Genomic DNA, 16,339 nt, shown 5'->3' with positions numbered 1-16,339 from the left:
AAGGGGGCTCATGATGCGCAACTCACCAATCGCGCCGGCGACATTGCAAACGGTGGCTATTGTAGGCCTCTGCTTCGCGCTCGGTGCGGGCGCCGGCACAGCGCCTGTATCGTTCCAAATGCTCGGTATCACGATGACGATCGCAGTCACGGCGGCGCAGACGCACGGGGCCAGCGTGACGTTGGATACGGTGGTTCCGCCAGGCGGAGGCCCTCCAGCGCACATTCATACGCGTGAAGATGAAACCTACGTTATCACACGCGGCCACTTTCGATTCTGGCATGGAACGCACGTCATCGACGCGACGCCCGGCACGGTTGTTTATTTGTCGCGGAATGAGGCGCATCAGTTTCTCAACGTCGGCAGCACCCCCGGTGAGATGGTTATGACCGTCGTTCCGGCAGGCATCGAACGCATGTTTCTTACGATCTCAGATCGCGGCTTAACGCCGCCAAAAGACTTGGCAGAAATTGTGCGTCTCGGAAGCGAGTACGGAATAACGTACGTCGCACCCCTCGCCGCTATCAATAGCCAATAGATCTTCTTCGCGTCCGTATTGCAGCTAGATGAGCGCGACCGGCGCCAAGAAGTGATGCGTGATCCGAATCACTCGGTTAGCGCTACACTGGGATCGAGCTAGGCGCTCAAATACGAGACACCTGCCAGCCCAGCGGCTTGGCGATCGAAGCCAGGCGTTGCTGGCTACGCTGGCTTCGCCGATCGGCCGCCATGCGGCAGGGCGGGCGTGGATGCTGTTTCTTTTTTCGTTGAGCTAAACGGCACATTGCTGTCGTTAAGAAAGATGTCGTGGACCGAGCGTTCGAACAATTCAGAAATTCTAAATGCTAGCTGGAGTGAGGGGTCGTATTTACCGACCTCCAACGCATTCACGGTCTGGCGGCTGACGTTCAGGCGCCCGGCCAATTCGCCTTGAGACCAGCCGCGTTCAGCTCGCAAGACACGCAGTGTGTTCTTCAGATGTATTGCCGCTCCGCTGCGAAAACAGCAGTAGCATAGCAGAGGCTGATTGGAATCCACAGCCAGAAAATATTAAAGGTTGGCACTTTTGCGACAAATTGAAGCAGGCCAATCCCGAGGACCATCGCGAGCGCAGCCAAAAGCGTGACTAGTAGAGCGATCGTTTGTATGCGTCGCTGCATCTCGTCGATCTCAAGGAAGAACAAGTAGCATTCTCTGAACACCATTACGACGGGTATCAATGTCAACACGGCTACTACGACGTGAACTCCATCTAGACGGTACGGCGGTAAGGCGTTCGTTACGATCGTCAGGACGATTGCGAAAATAGCGAACCACGTGAAGAAAAGGGTACGTCGTTTGCCGCGAAGCTTCATACCGCGATGGTAAAGCCTGCTTTACAATATGTCAAGTGTTCTTTGCATCACTGAAGGCAGGCCATAGGCAAAACCGAGTTAGCTCGCATCAACCTCCCGAATGCACGGCTCCGCGATCCGCGGTGCCTGTTTCGTTGCAGGCCCCAACATCTACACCGGCCTCGCCGCATAGCCGTCCGATCGGCAAAGCAACTTAGCGCCTTGCCAGCCTAGCCGCGGGGATCGCTTTGCCGCTGGGCTGGTCTGAGCGAGCCGGGTGACGAGACACTTTGCCGGCTCGGTGGCTCAGCTGCAAGGCGATCCGGGGTGCGCTCGGCGGCAAGACGCTCCGGGCTTTGGGATCGAGGCTGGCTAGGGTAGCGTAGCCGTCCTTGCCGATCGGCCAGCACGCGGTGAGGCAGGCGTGGATGCGATCCTTTAGCTAGCCAGCAGTGTCGACAACTCGAACGCGAACTCGTCAGCCAAACCCTTTGGATCGAAGCCAGTATGACCTTAACGCGGTTTGTTAGGAACCCACTCGAGTGCACCCGGATTTGCTAATGGGTTGCCATCGTCATGAATAGGGAACAATTCGCGCTTACTCTCCGACACGCGAAGTCCCGCGGCGTTCGCGAAAAGCGTTCCAATACAGAACTTTACCTGTGCATCGAAACCCCAGCGATCGCGTACGGATCTGTTCCGAAGTTCCTTTAGCAAGGAGTTACGGTCCGCGTAATCGCGGACGCACTCTGGGTTTCCCAGTCTCACGCTTCTAAGGTCCGCTGCTGAAAGACTGCGCCGCAATGAGCGCTACCGGAAGACTCTTGCTAGTTTGTCTCCAACCCGCTAACATTTCCGCCGGATCCGAGCTCTATTGAGATATCGTGAACCAACCGGAAACCCTGAAGACGTTCTCGCCGTCAGGAGCAAAAATGAACCGCACTCGCCCGCTAATGATTTTAACCGCAGCATTAACGTGTCTATTCTTGTCCGACTTGAGCCACGTAGTATCGGCGGCTGTGCAGTCCGCCTCTACCGATGGGGAGGCGACGGTCTACCTTGCCGGAGCGTTTTCGAAACCTTTTGACGTGGCGTACCGCGCCGTATTAAAGCCAGGGATCCATAACGGCTCTTGGTCGAGTATAAGCCTTCTATTGATCGGAGCGCGGTTGCCGGGACAAAGCGTATCGATCGGTTTGTCAAGTGATCCACAATCAAACAGACAGGCGAGACCCTTCACGTTGGTTGTATATCCCGACCTTACGGCACACTATCAAAAGCGGGATACAAATTGCGAACGTGGGTGTCTAGTGCAACTGCGCGGCACTTCTGCCCGCGTTGAGGCGTACGTGAATAACATTGCGACCGCAAGTTGGTCTCGTTCCGATTTATACCTCACAAATCCATATATCCAACTAAATGGCGAGGCCCATGGCGCTGGGGATGTTCTCTATGCTTCACTGACTCCAGTTCGGGTTTCCGTGGACGGAAAATCGATAAAGTATCCGACTTGTGCGTTCACCACGCGCGGCATCGAGCCAACAGGACGTGCGAAGATCGAGTTTCGCGGCATCGTGACTAACGCTCCAGGGGAATTTGTAAACTTGCGCACCGGTGCCCACGGTGATAAGTGCTGAATGAAGTCTATCGCTTTGTTGCTCCGCGCTTATGAAGTAGGTGCCCAGGTTGCCGCTCGCAATCAACGTTCCACGCAAGAACAACATGGGGAAACGAACCTTTGTTGAGCGACACACTCGTGGACGCAAACCCATGGACACTACTGGGTCCCGCACACAAATGGGGACTTAGCCGAGCCTGCAGTCGGTTCGTTCGCGGACGTGCGCAATGCCGCTTTAGGCCTCCTGAAGCGTAGCAGGGGGTCGAAGGCGAGCCGCTATCGCGCCGACTCCCCAGGAACCTCATAACAGTTCTAAAACGCTCGTCAAAACGGACTAGACGCCGTTGAGAGGGACGCGTGATACACAGACTTGGTTTCGGAATCATATTGCTAACAGCGGCAGTTGTTGCTGCGTGCGGACGCCAGGTAACGCCGAACCCCGTCGGAGTCGGTCCGATCGGGACACTTCCTGGTCAAATGGGGGTGGCCTTCGACGTCGCAGCTCCTTTTAATTTTTCGTCCTATCAATATTGGGTTATTTTTGATACAACAGGAGACGGCCAGACGCCGTCAACGCAACCGTTTCTCAATAACTGGGCCGGATACTCGTCGGGGATCGAAGTTTCTGGTAGCGGGGGCTCAACCTACGCGGCGGCTTATCAGTTCGTAAAAAATCCCTCGCAGCCGCATGCTCGACCGGCGTTTGTTCACATAATAACGACGCCGCAACAACTTCAATACTTATTTAACCAGAACGGAGCTGGCTCGGAGTTCACCCTGATTTTCGACCGCAATATTTTCACTTCTATCGCGAATAACCCGAGCCAGCAGCCCCTCGCCAGAAATTGGACCTACAATGCGTTCACTACACAAGCGAGCACTCTGAATCAGTTGCTCATCCTGGACTCCATGGGCGCGGGGGGCGGCAACCCACCTCAATACGTGTCACCCACTTTGAATACGTGGCAATGCTTGGACAACACGTACACAGCCCTGTTCAGCGGTCAACAGTTGAATCCAGCCGCGCAGATCACCAGCATCGAGATCGCAAACAATCCGAGCCCGGCTCCCAGCCCGACTCCGAGCGCGGTGCCGTGTTCGGGTGATTCGGGAGACGCTCGGCATATATTAAGTGAGATAACAAGGTAGCGGGCGGTAACAATCCGTAGCAGCGACGCACCCGTAGAGCATCAACGCAGGCACGGCGGGGTTGTGTTTACCTTCTGCGCCTGAGATCGGCCCTGCATCGACGCCTGCCTCGCCGCATCGCAGTCGATCGGCAAGACCCGCTATTTCGCGCGACCGGAGCCGAAGCGTGAGTCCGCGTTCGAGTCGTGGTCCAAGGCGAGCGCCATGAAGCCTCGTTTACGACAAGAACTCATCGGCAAAGTCCTCATGACCAGGCAAGACTGTTTGGCACGCATATTTTCGGTCGCAAATCTAAGCGGTGTTCACGATGGTCGATCTCCGGCTAACTAGTAATTGACAGAACCTCGGCTGAGTGGCTGGCCAGGCCCTCAATTAAGAAGTGCTGATTATGTGAAAGTCGCAAGATTACTTACCCAACATCAGAGTTGCGGCGCCGTTAAGGCCCTTTTGAATCTGCTCGGCGAGCTTGAACGACTGCGCAGTGTAGATCGACACTGATCCATCATTGCAGGGCCCGTGCACCAAGCATTTTTTTAGATTCGAGACGTAGACATCCCCTTCGCTATCAAGTTTCATCGAACTTGGATAGTGAACACCTTCCGTGATCTTAGCTGTTGGCTTCGAACTCCCGGACGGAAACACCAACACTGCACCGGTGCCGAACTTCCCATATCCGTCAGATAGCACGTACAAATTGTCGCTAGCGTCAAACGCGGCGCTTTCCGGATACGCAATATCCTTGGTGATCGTTCTGACGAGTTTCACCGCGGAGACATCGTATTCTAAAATCCGGTTCGAGTGAGTATCGCCGACCGCAAGCAGGCTGTTCGACGAGTTAAGAGCAATCGCTCCCGGCGTTTCGAGGCCGCTCGCAAATCTGGCAAGCAGTTTCAAAGTATTAGGCGCGTACTCAGAAACCCAACCTGGTTTCTGGTGACCCTTTTCTAGCGCCGCAAAATTCGAGACAAAGAGGTCGCCCTTTGCATCGAACAACATTGATTCTGGCATCGATACACCGTCTGTGATGGTTTTTGTGGGCTGAGTGCCCTGGCTCCCATACACTGTGATGGCGTTGCCCTCGAAGTTTGCTGCGTACACGTTACCCGAGGTGTCCAATGCTAGACCGTCAGGATGCGAAATACCATTTGTGATCGTACGGACTACCTTTCCAGAGTGACCAGCATATTGAACGATGCTACCCGGGAAGTTAACGTTTCCATTGTTCGATACGTATAAGTCTCCGTTTTGAGCTACGGCAAAACTATCCGGGTCAGAAATATCGTTCTCGATGATCTTCGCTGGCATTTTACCATCGGTGCTGTCATAAACACTGACACTTCCAAGCTTGTTATTTCCATCGTTGTTACCGACAAAAAGAAATCCATCTCCCGGCGGAAACGTCGCTTTACTCGACAATATGTTTGCAGCAGCCGCGGTTCCAGCCTGGATGGGTTCTGTTGGTGGCGCTCCGCCGCTCGCAGGCATAGCGCAGCCCGACATAGAGCCGAGCCCGATGAGGACCAGCATAGAAACTGGCCGATTAAGCAGTAGCATAGACCGAATCGTACCGGTAAGCTGAAGCTTGTTGCAAGAGACCGTGGTCGCTTTATTCAGCAAGAGCACGCCAGTTGCGCAACTGTCGCAATCGCGGCCTTACGTTGTTTGGAGACGCTTGCGGCGCGGACGGCGCTGCGCCTCTGCCGCGGCCGGCATATTTGAGAGAAGTGCCGGCCGCAAAAAGCGATACGGAGTTATCCGGGAGCCCCACCCTCTTCTTCGATTATCTCGCTATTGCTCCGGTGGGCGCAATTTTGGGCTGGCGGTACGGGTATCGGTTTGAAGGCCGACGGCTGTTGCGTGAAGTCTAGTGCGTCGCCGATCGAGTTTGCGCGGACATCGGTCGATCCGAGCGAGGCCGTTCCGAAGTTTTGTTCGATGAACTTCAGAATACTGCCGAACTCGTACTGCGTTTTGGAAACGTAATGTTTCTTTGCGTACGGCGAAATGATGATAAGGGGTACTCGCATACCCAACGTCGTGTAGTCGAGTTGCGGGGGCGGAACGCCGTCGTACCAACCACCCCACTCGTCCCAAGTAATCAGAATGAGGGTGTTCTTCCAGTCGCGGCTCTCGCCGATTGAATTGACGACGCGCGATACCCAGTTGGGACCATTCGGACATGCCGACGCGGGATGGTCTGAATCGAACAGCGTTGGGATAACCCAGGATACCGCAGCGAGTTTGCCTGCAGCGGCATCATCAATTACTCGGCGGTTCGGATGGACAATATTTTTCTTCCAATCTGGCCCGTACCGGACGGCCTTGATCGCGTCGAATCCGTTCCAGAGGGTTCCCGAAAGGTCTTTGTCCTTACCGCTAATGCTTTGGACGTAGTACTTCCAGGACACGTTCGAAGCGTCGAGCACGTCGGCGATAGTCTTGTATTGGTCGAAGCACGGAAAAGGCCCATTGACAACATAACGGCCGTCTTTAAAAAGTACCGGTGTATGCGACTTCGGCACAGCATCGCAGCCCCATTGCGTCGTGGACGGCGAATCGACGAGCGATTCGTGGTCGTTTAACGCTGTAGTCCCTGCTATTAATTCCTGGTGCGCAGGAAAACTGTCACTCTTTTCGGTTGAAAACATGTGGTCGGCAAGCGTGTATTGCGAAGCCATATCCCAGTACGCTTTCGTTTCGCTGGGGATCACATAACCGTATGGATATAACCCGGCAGGTGGCCCCAAGCCGGTCGTGCCTTTCCTTATGGCGTCGAAGCGATCCATCCGCAATACGCCGGTGGCGGGATCCTCGTCGGACTCGATTTCGAACGTGGAATACTGATGCGCGATATCCGTTTGGCCGGTGCAAGAGCTGCCGGTGCACTTGGATTCGAGCAGTATCGGGCGCAATGTTACCGGTTTATTTTCTGGGCAGTACACTTTCCCGTATGACGACTTCCAGCGTCTGCATGCGCCTGCCCTGTTGGTCTCCGCGCCGGGAAATCCCATAAACAACGTGTTAAAGCTACGGTTTTCCTGGAAGAGAATGACGACGTGTCGGATCGACCCAGTCGGGTTCGAACTTGGTATCGCGTGTGGCGTGCCTGGGGTCGTGATGGTAGAGCTGCACGCCGTCAGCGCCGCGACGAACGCGAATGCGAAGATTGCGCGGATGATATGCACGAATAACCTCCGGACAAACGGGAAGCAAGCAATTCACGAGACCTTGCGGGAAGCCATGGCAGGCGCCTTCTCTACCACTCTCATGGAGGCGCAATCAGGGGCTCTCCTTGAATCTTGAGCGGAAAAAGTGACGTAAGTTCTTGAGAAGCGAAGTAACGAGCATTCAAACGGTACGAAGGCGCATATCACAAACACGCCTTCGTCCCGTCAATCATTTGGCTAGTAGTCGATTTCCGGTCCCCACTTTTGCTTCGTGAAGCCTATACCGTTCTTCGGGCACGCGGGCTGATTTTTGACGGGTGGCTCGTCCACCAGTTTGATGGTTTTGAATTTAATCGGCTTTTGGGTAAAGTCGAATGCATCGTCGAATGCATCGGCCCGCTCATCCGCAAACTTATACTGCGTCCCTTGGCCGAGGAATGGTAAACCAAACGTTTGCTCGATGAAGCGCAACGTACTTGCGATCTCGTGCGGTTGATGTGAGATGTACCCGGCCTTCGCATACGGTGACACGATGAGCAGCGGGATGCGATATCCTAGCCCTTCGTAGGCGCCGGTCACTGGATCGGGATATTGCTTGGGAAGAACGTGGTCGTACCAGCCACCCCACTCGTCCCACATGACGATAATCGCAGTGTTTTTCCAGTATTGACTCTTACCGAGCGCATCGACGATTGCCGCCACCCAGTTTGGGCCGCAGTTGTCGGAAGCGCCGCCAGGATGATCGGACGCGCCCTTGTGTGGCATTACCCATGTGACCTGCTGGAGGTCGTTATTGGTGATGTCGGTTATCACGTTAGTATCGGGCATGGAAATATCGCCGTTCGACCAATCCGGTCCGTAGCGAATCGACTTGACAGCGTCGAACGCGTTAAGCCACCAAGAGTCTGTGGATGATGTCGGCTGGACGTACCACCGCCAGGTTACACCGGCAGTGTCCAACTCATTTGCGATGGTGTTATAGGTCGCTGACGGACCCGTCGTACCCAGCGGGAAGCACGGAATCGGTCCCTGATATTCGTTGCCGTACTTCGGGCCGTACCACGGTGGATTGAAAGAGCCGTATTGCAAGTACCACTCGTACGGCGTTGGGCTTCCATTCGTATCGCAACCCCATCCCCCGTGATTCGAGCTAGGAACCTCCGACGCTTGACCAGATTGACCTGCAATCAAATATTGATGCGAAACGAACGTCGGGCCGTTGTTGGATGCGAACGTGTTGTCACCCAGAACATACTGCTTGGCCATATCCCAATACGGTTGGATTTGGCTCTGAATAACGTAGGTGTACGGCTGAACCGCTTCCTGCTTGTTGCCGAGTGCAAAGCAACGAGGTTGGTTGACCCAGTTAAGTTCGGTACAGCCCTTCGGCTTATAGTTGGGCCCCGTGATCTGCTGATCGAAGCCGTCGTTCTTCCCCTTGTCGTAATCCACCAGGAACTGATAATGGAAGTGGTTCTGATCGTGTTCCCACGCTAAGTTGATTGGTTTGAGCGGGTAGATCGTACCGTCGTGACCCGTGCCTTGCGTCGCATAGTTCGCGCCTGGATAGCCGTAGAACATGTTGTCGAAGCTACGGTTCTCTTGCATGATGATGACGATGTGCTGGATCGGACTTGACGACGCTTGATGACGTGCGCCGTGCGCGGCATCGATAGGTGACTGTGAGCCGTACGAAGCGCACCCGCTCAGTAGTACTGCGCTAAAAAGAAATGCAATTACCCTCTTGGCGCGCATGGCAATGCTCCTTAGTTGAGTGACGGGATAAGACGAATGACCATTCGAATTACCTTCGAGCAACCCTGGAGCAACCAGATAGTCAACGTGTAGCTTTAGGGAACTTGGGTCATCTTTCTCTGGTTGCGCGCAACTGGCCTAGGGCTTCGAGAGTGGATCCGGCTTCATGGTATCGAGGTCCACCGGGATCGAGACGTGCTCTTGGACGATCAGCCATTTGCCGTTGATCTTGCGCAAGACGTCGGTAACGCGCACGACGACCGTCGTGCGGGCTCTGCCCGTATTGACGGTTATGCGTTGCGCTCCATGCGTGAAAGCGACATCGCCGTCGATCGTCATTCCGAAATCGATGATCTCGAAGGTCGGATTGTCCTTGAACCCCGCGAAGAGCTGCTTCCAATCCTCACGATAGTCGTTCCAGCCGCGGTGTTCGCGAGGCGGCCCGACATCATAAACGAAGAGGCTGTCGCCCGGCACGTAAACCGACATAATCCCGGCGAGATCTTTGTGTTCGAACGCAACGCCGAACTGCTTGTACAGCGCTGCGATCGCGGCGGAGTCGTTCGACGAAGCCCGCGCGGCCAAGCCAGTCGAGCCGGCTGCCGTCAAAGCGAGTGCTAGAACGAAAAATAGCGATCTTCTCACAATAAACTCCAATCGAAAAGCGAGCGTAACCTAGCCGATGAACGACTGCTGGTCACATAGGCGAGCAAGCGTGCTTCTTCCTCTCTTTTTGACCCCAAAAAGCTCGTCGCCGGAAGCCGGTACGCGGTTGTCGGGGGAGCAGCAGTTCGGTCCGTCAGCACTCCGAGCAGTGCAAATGGTTCCTTCTTCTGCACGTTGCGATCGATGCCGGGCTTAGCCGACGTGACGGCTTTGCCGATAAAAGATTTCAGGATCGCCGGGGTCGAGATCGATCTCTCCGACCACGGCGTAACCTCTCCCGCTCAGGAATGCAGCCATGATGTAATTGCTGCGATTCGTAGAGGTGTACAAACGATGTCCCGCATGACGCGCTTCGACGTACTCGAAAAGCTTTGTTCCAATGCCAAGTCTGCGATGATTGCTATCCACCACGATGAGCCAGACGAACGGCTTCTCGAAAAACTCGTCATTCCACACAATAAAGCCGAGAATGATATCCTGATTCACTGCAACACTGACGTGGCCGAGATCAACCGCGCGCTTTACAAAATCGCTCTTTTCCCATGGCGTCGTCATAGACAGGGCCCTGATTGACATCAAGTCGCCGGTTGCGGCGGCGCGGACTCTCACCGAGGGCGGCTGCATATGGACGTCGTTTCGGCCCCGTGTCGTCGCTGTCCCATATCCGTCGTTGCAATCGTTCGTCCGTACGAGCCGTGCCCAGGTCGCCTATGACAGCGGAGTCTGATTTCCGGCGTCCAATCAAATGCGCGTGAGTAAGTGCGTGTCGTTTATTTTGGCCGTGGCTTTCGCTATCTCGTTCGCACCATGGCCGGCCGATGCTGCTAGCCCAGCGTCGTCCGAAGAAGTCCAACAATCGATCGATAGGTTCGTTTCGCGGGCACCAGGGGTCGTCGTCGTCGTAGGCTTAGTAGACCACGGTCAGAGCAGAATTTTCACCGCCGGGAGACCTCCGGCGGGCGCGCCGCCGCTCGATGCATCGACCGAATTTCAGATAGGCTCGATAACCAAGACATTTACGGCAACTCTATTAGCCGAAATGGTTCAAAAAGGTGCCGTTAACCTGGACGACCCGATTGGTAAATATCTTCCGCGTGGAACTCGTACGCCTGAGTACAGGGGTCAGCCGATAACGCTCCTCGAGCTCGCCGAGCAGAACTCAGGGCTACCCGAGATGCCCACCAACTTCGCTCCGTCGAATCTCAGCGATCCGTATGCCGACTATGGGGCCGCACGACTTTACGACTTTCTTGGCAGCTACGTACTGACGCGAGCGCCGGCGACAAAGTTTGAGTACTCGAACGTCGGCGTCGGTCTGCTTGGAACGTTGCTCTCGAACGCGGCGCACTTGGATTACGCGTCACTCGTGGAGTCCGGCGTTCTCACACCGCTTGGAATGAACGAGACGGCTGCCGGCCTCACCCCAGAGATTCGGGCCCGCCTTATGCCCGGGTTCACGCAGGAGCTCACACCGAGTCCGGCTTGGACACTCACCGGGCTCGCAGGTGCGGGCGCAATCAACTCTTCGATGCACGATATGTTACTTTACTTAAAAGCAAATATGAACGCGCCGGCGGGTCCCTTAGGTAAAGCGATGGCTTTCGCGCAGACGCCTCGCAGCGACACGACGATTGCGCCGTTCATGAAGATTGGTCTGAATTGGTTTACCAATATTGATTCGCACATCACCTGGCATAATGGGCAAACTGGGGGCTATCACTCATTCCTTGGATTCGACCGCGCGAGTGGCATTGGAATCGTCGTTCTCACAAACGTCGCCAGTTTCGACGTCGACGCTCTCGCCGCGCACCTTCTTGCGCCGGGAACCATCCCTGCGTCGCCCGTTCTTGCGACACCACCACCGGCGGTGCTGCCGCACGGCAATTCACCGCTCGTCGGTGTTTACCGGTTGTCGCCGACTTTCGCGATCACGATATTTGAAGACAACGGCGTACTGTATGGCCAAGGTACGAGGCAGTCACAAGTTGAGCTGACGTTACAATCGGGCACGACCTATAAAGTCAGCGGCGTCGATGCGACTATTACGTTCGTGCTCGATAGCACCGGCCACGCCACTTCGCTAGTGTTGCATCAGAACGGCCAAAGCATACCCGGCACCCTCGTGAAGCCAAACATGCCCTAAGAATGGTTCCTAGAAACGCTGCGCCGTCTCTGGATACGCATGCATGTCCCGCGAAATCACAAAACCGCAGCGAGCTCCCTAACGATGACAAGGCTGTGTGGGTGTCTACTTCGCTACGCTGATCGCGGCGTCGTAGGGAAGGCACGAATTGCCGCTGCAGCCTGGAAGTGACTTGGTGGACTTACCGCCGGCCGGATATTTGTACGAGCTGATGTTTTCAAGGCCAATGTCCGGTGCGATGACCGTGTTGCCCTCGATCCAGAATCCAGCGACATCTGAGGAACCCGTAAGCGGCGTGGTGCCGACGATCTTTCCCCCTGCACCCGTGGTTTTGTAAATACCCGAGGTATACGGATACTTATTTTGATACGATTGATCGCCGACCGCGACATACTTACCGTCCCACAAAATCTTACCGGGGAAGTAGATCGTGCCCCCCTTTAACGCGATGTTCGTCAGCTGCTTCTTGCCCTTGGGGAGTACGGCGAATTCAAAGGTGACAGAGTAGCCCTTCGTGCCATCGACGTAGAGATTACCCTTATTGTCGTAGCCGCAGAACCACACCTGAAAAAGGTCCGAATCCTTGTAAAGAGTCGGCGTGCCTTTGGCGTGCGCGTAAATGGCAACGTTGCCCTGTTGGGGGCTTGAGCCGACAGTTTGTTTGTTTGCGACGGCAAGGTTCCCCGTAATCGGATCGACGGAGCATATTGTGGGGTAATAACCAGGATCGCTCAGGGTAGCGATCGGCGTCGTGCCGCCGTGTTTGAATTCCACGATTTGCTGCGCCACGTTTTCAACGATCCAGACGTCACCGCTCTTGTCCGTGCACACGCCGTCTGGGAATATATTGTAGTAAAAGCCCGTCAGCGTCCCCACTAACTTATCTTGCGGGTACGAGTAAACGAGGACGTCGCTGTTACCGGGATTGGTGACGTAGAGCAAGTCTTTGGACTTCGCATCGGGTTCCATCCACGACTTCGTGTGGTTAGCGCGCACGATCGCGGTGCCTTGCACGGCGCTGGTCGTACCTGCCCCGAACTGCGCTGTCGGCCCTAGTTGTGACTGGGCAACACCGCCGCAGCCGGTAAGCATCGCGAACGCGAACCAGTACCCAAGCGCATAGCGTCCAAATGCTGAAACACTCATTTGTTCTGCTCCCTGAGGCAACCTATCGACGAAGCAACGCATCGACGCTTAGTATCGCACTGGCGTCGCACTCAGTTCCATCTTAGCACCCGGGCGGAAATCTCGAAAGTCCGTGGGCAGCCCGTTCAGTTATTCTTTCTTGTACCTCGCGAGCGAGATCGCTTACGGACCGTTCGTTCACGAGTGGCAGCAATAATTTGCCGTTTTGACGAGCCAATACTGCGCGCGCGTACCGATACATGAAACTTCTAGAGAGGTCCGGGGGCTGCAACTCGCCCCGATTTGAAATTCCGATCCATAATCTATCTTGTGACATAAAGACGCCTTCGACGCCCCTCGACTGCATCAAAACGTTGACGTTCCCCACATAGATATCCGTAACGGCCGTCCAAGGGATCGCGATCCCGTAAAATATCAGCGCTTCCGGCCGCAACTGCAGTACGGGGTTCCGGTACGCTGGTATCTGCCACACGATTAAAGCGAACGGGAAGCATGACACTATCGCAGCAGCGCTTACGAACCACGCTACCCACTCCAGCTCTGGATGACCCCAACAAATCCAAACAAAGAACGCCGTCACAACGATCATCAATGGGAACACTATCAAGCCGAGGATGAAACGACCCTGAAGGGGAGCAGTTAGGTCGGTAGTCGGAATCGGAGACCTCCCGTGCGGCGACGTTCAACCACTTCGTTTGAGAGATCCCGCATCGGAGCCTTCCAAACCAATCGCTAGGGTCCGTGCCGGAAGTCGCCCTCGTCGCTCGAACACGGCACCGCGCTCGGAGTTACGCTGGGAGTCGGGCTCGGATTGTTTGCGATTTGAATCTGTACGATCTGCGCGGGCGGATCGATTTGAATGCCGCTCGATAAAGCGGTAAACGTGTCATCGAAGCATTGCCACGTGTTCAAGACCGGCGAAACGTACTGCGGCGGATTCTTTCCACCGGCACCCATCGAGTCAACGAACACCAGGTTGTTCTGCACGTCGGCCTGCGTAGTGAACCCGTTATAAAGCCAAGGGGTCGCCAGCGGGGCCGGACTAGACAGCGGACCCAAGAAGATCGACCGCTGAAAAATGACGTTGAACTCGGTTTGGCTTCCGTTGCTATTCACGTTCAGCTGTAGTTGCTGCGGCGTGGGCTGCAGCGAAACAAAGGCAGGCACGGCGTGCGGCTTGGACGGGTCTTTTACAAACTGTACCGCACGAGCGAAGGCGGCGCCACCATTGCCCTCCACCTCGATGCCCTCCGAGTAAGCTGCCCAGTTGCTATTCGCAGGTTGCGTGTCCGGAGTTAGCTTGTTTCCACTCGTATTGAAGACGATCCAGTATTGATAGGTAGAAAAGTTGAACGGTTGCGCGACATCAAAGAAGACACTCATGTATCCCTCGGGCGCACCGCCCGGGCCGATCCCGACGGGATTCGGCGTTACTTGCCGGCCACACGCGACGACAACGACCGCTGTTAGCAGTAAAAGCCCGAAACCGAGTCTGCGCATCACGCGTTCCTCTCCATTCGGAGCAACCTAAAGTTTTGAGTGTTCTCCTCCTGTTAAATCAGATATTACTGGTAACCGGCTTAATGTTTGCGGTGAGTTCGCTGAGAGCCGAGATGGTCTCCGCGCTAATATGCCGCGCCTAACTGCTTTAACTGCTCCCGGAGCGCGGCGTTCTCGCGCTCGCGCTCCTCGGCGTGTAGATGTTCGTACGCCGTGGCCGCCGCGTGTCCGAGTGCGTTGAGCAACTGCTCCTCGTCGACGACGAGCGCTTCGCCGTCGAGATGACCCCCGTATAGCACGACGGCGATCGTTTTGCGCCCGGCAAATACCGGCAGCGCAAAGGTCGGTGTCGCGTGCCCGTGCGGAACGCGAGCGTGCGATGGTGGTGCGACGCTCAATCGTACGCCGCGGCGCTCCGAACGCGCGAATAATACGAGCGAGTCGTCGGCGTCGAGCGTCTCTGCGGCGCCCTCCCAGCCCAACGACGCCGTGCGCGAATACGCGCCGCAGGTCTCGCGAAAGAGTGCCGCGGACGATAACTGCTGCGTCTGAGCCGTCTCGTTCGCGAGCATCCTCTCGATGGTTGAGACTTGCTCCACGAAGGGTAATGCATGGGTCATGTGCTGCATGCGCTCGAACGCGCGGTGACGCGAAGCAAAAAAGATTCGCTCGGAAAACCGATCGATCCGCTTGTGCAGGGCGCGTAGCCAAAGCTGAACGCAAGTGCGATCGCAATTTCGAATACAGTGGCCAATCGTGCATCTTCTAGGCGTCGCGAGAAGAACCAATCGACGAAGGCCAGCAGCGCAACCGGAACCGACGTGATGGCAGCGTACACTACCGTGCGCGCTCCAACGAGGCGAATGTCTACCACGTGCTCTTTGACGAGCGCGTATGCGAACGCAAACGGGGCCGGGTTGAAAACAAAGAACCAGCCGATCCACGGGTTCGGTACGCGATTGACGATCTGGTCGGTGAAAAAGAGAATGACGGCGACGATATACACTGCGATCGCAGCAGCGACCCAGCGCATTCGCGTTAAATCCGGCCCGGACGCCTTCCAAAATCGAGAGAGGTATGCAGCAAGACCAACCAGGGCAGAAAGCACCACGAGAACTCCCGTGGCGACATACAGCGGCGAAGTCGTATTCGTTATCAGCGCGGATTGGTAAAAATGCAGATAGTAGACGAGGGCGAGCACGACGCCGAAATACGGAAGGCACCGATCGACCCAGCGCCACGCCCCGACTGCCCGACCCGTCGGGAACCGCAGACAGAGGTAGGCGAAGCCGACGTAGCCCAGGACTGGCAGAATCGATGTCAAGGTTGCGAGCGGCATCAGAATCGGGGGCGAGATTCGCATCCACTGCGTATTGTCGGACGTGGCGTACAACATGCAAAACGCATAGAAGGCCAGCGTTAGCGTATCCGTTCGTATAAAAATCACGCCGCACGCAAGTGACAGTATTACCAGAGCAAACAGCAGCTTAACGATTCGGAAGGTCAGCGCGTTAACGTCTATCGGCTCCGCCGGCGCGACGATCGTAACGGTTCGCGATTCGCCGTTTGGATCGACGATCGGCAGAACGAACGGCCGCCCTGCGACGAACTCGCCGTCCCAGAGCCAGAGATGCATGGTCCACCCGGTGCGCAGGAAGTCGACGCGGTCGCCCGACTGCAACCCGGCTGCGGCCGCAGTCGATCCTTGCTGTACCGCGCCCACCAAGCCGGTCGCTGCGTTAACCGTCATGCCGACAGCGGCTGGGCGCGAACACGCCCCGGTAGCGCACGTCACCGCGATGATGGGATGAGAAAGCGCGATTAGCGCAACCAATACGGCGAGGATGCGGACGCCTCTCAT

General features: G+C 55.9%; 13 protein-coding genes and 1 pseudogene. 3 read left to right on the top strand and 11 right to left on the bottom strand.

Going from position 1 to position 16,339, the window contains the following annotated elements:
- The first annotated feature begins 10 nt into the window (after positions 1-10).
- On the top strand, positions 11-538 hold the full coding sequence (locus VGF98_03965; protein HEY1680776.1) for a cupin domain-containing protein: 528 nt from the start codon (positions 11-13) through the stop codon (positions 536-538).
- A gap of 257 nt (positions 539-795) precedes the next feature.
- Here VGF98_03965 and VGF98_03960 read toward each other — a convergent pair.
- Together VGF98_03960 and VGF98_03955 are read right to left on the bottom strand one after the other, a co-directional pair.
- Positions 796-978 (bottom strand): annotated as a pseudogene (locus tag VGF98_03960) (helix-turn-helix transcriptional regulator).
- Positions 975-1,355 carry a hypothetical protein gene (locus VGF98_03955; GenBank protein ID HEY1680775.1) on the bottom strand — a complete coding sequence of 127 codons (381 nt, stop codon included), beginning with the start codon at positions 1,353-1,355 and terminating at the stop codon, positions 975-977. Before VGF98_03955 ends, VGF98_03960 begins: the two are co-directional and overlap by 4 nt.
- A 1,984-nt stretch (positions 1,356-3,339) precedes the next feature.
- Between VGF98_03955 and VGF98_03950 the strand changes: the two genes are divergently transcribed.
- Positions 3,340-4,101: a hypothetical protein gene (locus VGF98_03950; protein ID HEY1680774.1), complete on the top strand. Its 762-nt coding sequence runs from the start codon at positions 3,340-3,342 to the stop codon at positions 4,099-4,101.
- Between the two features lie 405 nt (positions 4,102-4,506).
- On the opposite strand, the gene VGF98_03945 is transcribed toward VGF98_03950, so the two are convergent.
- The 5 genes from VGF98_03945 to VGF98_03925 all read right to left on the bottom strand — a co-directional run bounded on the left by VGF98_03945 (position 4,507) and on the right by VGF98_03925 (position 10,313).
- Positions 4,507-5,655 carry a hypothetical protein gene (locus tag VGF98_03945; GenBank protein HEY1680773.1) on the bottom strand — a complete coding sequence of 383 codons (1,149 nt, stop codon included), beginning with the start codon at positions 5,653-5,655 and terminating at the stop codon, positions 4,507-4,509.
- A gap of 197 nt (positions 5,656-5,852) precedes the next feature.
- Positions 5,853-7,286, bottom strand: a complete 1,434-nt coding sequence (locus tag VGF98_03940; GenBank protein ID HEY1680772.1) for an alkaline phosphatase family protein — start codon at positions 7,284-7,286, stop codon at positions 5,853-5,855.
- Between the two features lie 219 nt (positions 7,287-7,505).
- Complete coding sequence (locus VGF98_03935) at positions 7,506-9,023, bottom strand: alkaline phosphatase family protein (GenBank protein ID HEY1680771.1); 1,518 nt, start codon at positions 9,021-9,023, stop codon at positions 7,506-7,508.
- A 138-nt stretch (positions 9,024-9,161) separates the two neighbouring features.
- Positions 9,162-9,668 carry a nuclear transport factor 2 family protein gene (locus VGF98_03930; protein HEY1680770.1) on the bottom strand — a complete coding sequence of 169 codons (507 nt, stop codon included), beginning with the start codon at positions 9,666-9,668 and terminating at the stop codon, positions 9,162-9,164.
- Positions 9,669-9,881: 213 nt separating this feature from the next.
- Positions 9,882-10,313 (bottom strand): GNAT family N-acetyltransferase, encoded by a 432-nt coding sequence (locus tag VGF98_03925; GenBank protein HEY1680769.1) that lies wholly within the window; start codon positions 10,311-10,313, stop codon positions 9,882-9,884.
- Between the two features lie 157 nt (positions 10,314-10,470).
- Between VGF98_03925 and VGF98_03920 the strand changes: the two genes are divergently transcribed.
- A complete protein-coding gene (locus tag VGF98_03920; protein HEY1680768.1) occupies positions 10,471-11,832 on the top strand; it encodes a serine hydrolase in 1,362 nt (453 codons plus the stop codon).
- A gap of 105 nt (positions 11,833-11,937) precedes the next feature.
- Here VGF98_03920 and VGF98_03915 read toward each other — a convergent pair whose 3' ends face one another.
- From VGF98_03915 to VGF98_03900, 4 genes are all read right to left on the bottom strand, one after another.
- Positions 11,938-12,978, bottom strand: a complete 1,041-nt coding sequence (locus VGF98_03915; GenBank protein HEY1680767.1) for a hypothetical protein — start codon at positions 12,976-12,978, stop codon at positions 11,938-11,940.
- A gap of 732 nt (positions 12,979-13,710) precedes the next feature.
- Entirely contained in the window at positions 13,711-14,481 is a 771-nt protein-coding gene (locus VGF98_03910) for a hypothetical protein (GenBank protein HEY1680766.1), read from the bottom strand.
- 122 nt (positions 14,482-14,603) lie between these two features.
- Positions 14,604-15,098 (bottom strand): hypothetical protein, encoded by a 495-nt coding sequence (locus tag VGF98_03905; protein HEY1680765.1) that lies wholly within the window; start codon positions 15,096-15,098, stop codon positions 14,604-14,606.
- Positions 15,095-16,339, bottom strand: a complete 1,245-nt coding sequence (locus VGF98_03900) for a hypothetical protein (GenBank protein ID HEY1680764.1) — start codon at positions 16,337-16,339, stop codon at positions 15,095-15,097. The genes VGF98_03905 and VGF98_03900 overlap by 4 nt, the downstream gene beginning before the upstream one ends.

It is taken from the genome of Candidatus Tumulicola sp. (assembly GCA_036490475.1).
GTDB lineage: Bacteria > Vulcanimicrobiota > Vulcanimicrobiia > Vulcanimicrobiales > Vulcanimicrobiaceae > Tumulicola.
The sequence above is the reverse complement of the archived record's forward strand: the minus strand, read 5'-3'. Positions and strand labels throughout refer to the sequence as shown.

Coding starts and splice junctions, on each gene's coding strand:
- VGF98_03965 (HEY1680776.1), top strand. CDS start 11: ATGATGCGCAACTCACCAATCGCGCCGGCGACATTGCAAACGGTGGCT.
- VGF98_03955 (HEY1680775.1), bottom strand. CDS start 1,355: ATGAAGCTTCGCGGCAAACGACGTACCCTTTTCTTCACGTGGTTCGCT.
- VGF98_03945 (HEY1680773.1), bottom strand. CDS start 5,655: ATGCTACTGCTTAATCGGCCAGTTTCTATGCTGGTCCTCATCGGGCTC.
- VGF98_03935 (HEY1680771.1), bottom strand. CDS start 9,023: ATGCGCGCCAAGAGGGTAATTGCATTTCTTTTTAGCGCAGTACTACTG.
- VGF98_03925 (HEY1680769.1), bottom strand. CDS start 10,313: ATGCAGCCGCCCTCGGTGAGAGTCCGCGCCGCCGCAACCGGCGACTTG.
- VGF98_03915 (HEY1680767.1), bottom strand. CDS start 12,978: ATGAGTGTTTCAGCATTTGGACGCTATGCGCTTGGGTACTGGTTCGCG.
- VGF98_03905 (HEY1680765.1), bottom strand. CDS start 15,098: ATGACCCATGCATTACCCTTCGTGGAGCAAGTCTCAACCATCGAGAGG.
- VGF98_03900 (HEY1680764.1), bottom strand. CDS start 16,339: ATGAGAGGCGTCCGCATCCTCGCCGTATTGGTTGCGCTAATCGCGCTT.